At 51.0% G+C, this 3,068-nt stretch carries 2 protein-coding genes; both read left to right on the top strand.

The window, feature by feature from the left end:
* Positions 1-102 precede the first annotated feature (102 nt).
* Entirely contained in the window at positions 103-1,353 is a 1,251-nt protein-coding gene (locus tag KDK17_RS16920; protein WP_257275060.1) for an ammonium transporter, read from the top strand.
* A 574-nt stretch (positions 1,354-1,927) separates the two neighbouring features.
* Positions 1,928-3,068 (top strand): WD40 repeat domain-containing protein (locus tag KDK17_RS16915; RefSeq protein ID WP_257288617.1); only part of this gene is annotated, 1,141 nt, incomplete at its 3' end.

Here is a 3,068-nt window from a genome sequence, read left to right as displayed (position 1 = left end):
TTTTTAGACCAATTTATTGCAACCGCAGTAGGACAGCCTTAAGTCCGACAGGCTGTTAGCAAAAGACTACTCATTCTGCTGAACTTTTTTGGGAGGAGCCCTGTGGAAAATCTGGCTCAAGTGTCGTACGCACTCGATACTTTCTACTTTCTGATGTCCGGTGCGCTGGTAATGTGGATGGCCGCCGGTTTTGCCATGCTCGAAGCTGGTCTGGTCCGTTCTAAAAACACGGTTGAGATTCTGACCAAAAACATCGCACTGTTTGCGATTGCCTGCACCATGTACCTGCTTTGTGGTTACGCTATTATGTACCCCGGGGCTAATGAGGGCGGTATCCTGCCGGTTCTGGGTTCGTTGATCGGTACTGAAAACACGGTTGAAGCCGTGACTGCAGGTGGCGATGATGCGCCATACTATTCTGCACGTTCAGACTTCTTCTTCCAGGTGGTCTTCGTTGCGACTGCAATGTCCATCGTTTCCGGTGCGGTTGCCGAGCGCATGAAGCTCTGGTCTTTCCTGCTGTTTGCGGTCTTTATGACTGGCTTCATCTATCCCGTACAAGGTTTCTGGAAATGGGGTGGTGGATTCCTGAACGAAGCAAACTTCCAGGACTTCGCAGGTTCCGGTGTTGTTCACATGGCCGGTGCTGCTGCGGCTCTGGCAGGTGTTCTGCTGCTGGGTGCCCGTAAAGGCAAATACGGTAAAGACGGTGCTGTTAACGCAATCCCGGGTGCCAATCTGCCTCTCGCTACTCTGGGTACCTTTATTCTGTGGCTGGGATGGTTCGGCTTCAATGGCGGTTCTCAGTTGAAGCTGTCTGACGTTGAAAACGCGAACGCTGTCGCCCAGATTTTTGTCAACACCAATGCTGGTGCTGCGGGTGGTGTCATTGCTGCCCTGATTGTAGCTCGCATCCTGTTCGGCAAGGCTGACCTGACTATGGCCCTGAACGGTGCTCTTGCCGGCCTGGTATCCATCACAGCTGAGCCCCTGACACCGACTGCAGTATCTGCCACTCTGATTGGTGGTGTCGGTGGTGCTTTGGTTGTCTTCGCCATTCTGGCTCTGGACAAGCTACGCATTGACGATCCAGTGGGTGCCATCTCTGTACACGGTGTTGTAGGAATCTGGGGTCTGCTGGCAGTACCTTTGACCAACGACGGTGCGACTTTCAGCGCTCAGCTGTTGGGCATTGCCTCCATCTTCGCCTGGGTATTCATCGCTTCCCTGATCGTCTGGGCTGTTATCAAGCAGATACTCGGTCTGCGTATCACTGAAGAAGAAGAGTATGAAGGTGCTGACCTGACGGAATGCGGCATGGAAGCTTACCCTGAGTTTATGGGTAAACAGTAACAAGAAGTAGGTGATTAAAAAGAGCTGTCGCCGCGTGCATGACCTGACATATAACTTTTAGCGATGACATAAAGCGACAACTCTTCCAAACGAGACCTCGGCAACAATACTTCAAGTTTTGTGTGACCGGGGTTTTTTTATGTGCCAAAGAACACTTGAGCTGAGACAGTAAAAAAGGGACGCCGGATTAAACGGCTTCTGTCTACTGATATTTTTCAGAACTCACATACCCGTTAGAACTGTGTCGACGCGTCCGACTATAATCAATTTCAATATATTCAAACATCGCCTGATGCATCTGCTCCCCCATTCATCATAGGCGTGTGAACCTGTGTTTCTACTTTCAAAGGATGACAGCAGCTTTCAACGCGAGCATTAGTTCAGCAATCACCTTCACGACTCTTACTTTGCTCTCATTCATCTTTGCAGAGGATGTTTCTGAAGGTTTTTAAACCATACCGGTTTCCTCGACCACGAAGTCAAGTGTCTAAAGACAGAACTCTGGAGAATGGCAATGGGCATTGCAAAGAGCTGGTCTATTGCGGGTTTGTTTACCTTATTGGCAGCAAGCTGTATGCAGACAGTAGCTCAAACGGCTGTTACTGCCCGGCCAACAATGCAACCTCCACTGATCCACGAGATTAATATAGATCCGAACATGTTGCCGGTAACGGTTGCTCCAACACCCACAGGAGGCGTTGCCCCACCAAGCCATTGTGGGCCCCACAGGGTTATGAGTGTCTCATGGAATATGAACAGTACGCTCATGGCTGTGGGAATGGGTTCCGGCAGTGGCACTTCCGGATGTCCTTTTTCAGGCCCCGTACAAATCTTTGATATGAGTGACCCGGTGAGGCCCAGACTCCTGCACACCTTTCACGATGCTAAAAACTGGGTGAGGAATGTTGCCTTCAATCACGACGGTACCCGACTGGCAGTCGGGGGGGATGAGAATGAGGTCAGGATTTATGACCCAGTGAACCTGTCCACTCCCCTTGCCACCCTGTCCGATGCGACAAGCCCGATACGCAGCGTTAAATATGATCACGGCGGCACTCAGCTGGCAGTCGGAGCACAAGATAATAAGCTCAGGATTTATGACCCAAGGAACCTGTCCATTAGTCCGACAATTCTGACCGACGCAGCAGGTTGGGTAATGGACATTGACTACAACCCCGACGACACCGAACTGGCAATAGTATCGAGAGACTACAGGCTCAGGGTTTATGAGCCGAGGGATCTGTCCAATGCCCCGCAAGCTGTGATCACTTATCTTGATCAAATGCGGAGCGTTAAATTCAACCACGACGGCACACTGCTGGCAACTGGGGGAAGAGATCTTAGATCCAGGGAAAACAGGGTTGTAGTTTATGACATAAATAACCTGGCCAGCACGAAATATACTCTGTTGGGTGCGACAAACACGGTCATGAGCATTGACTTCAATCACGACAGCACCCGACTCGCCGCTGGGTCGGCTGATCAGAAGGTTAGAATATATGACATGTTGAATCCGCCCGGCGTTCTGTACACCCTCTCTGATGCGACAGATGTTGTACGGAGCGTTAACTACAACCACGACGGCACCCTGCTGGCAGTCGGGGCGGAGGATGGAAAGGTCAGGATTTATCGGGTCGCTGCAAGAGTGTCAGCGACAACATCGTCATCTGCACGTCTCTCAACCAGTCAACTCATCACTGCTTCGTCATCTGCAC

Origin of the sequence: Endozoicomonas sp. SESOKO2, from assembly GCF_024606245.1 — a bacterium.
Lineage (GTDB): Bacteria > Pseudomonadota > Gammaproteobacteria > Pseudomonadales > Endozoicomonadaceae > Endozoicomonas_A.
This window is presented reverse-complemented; position numbering and strand designations above follow the sequence as displayed.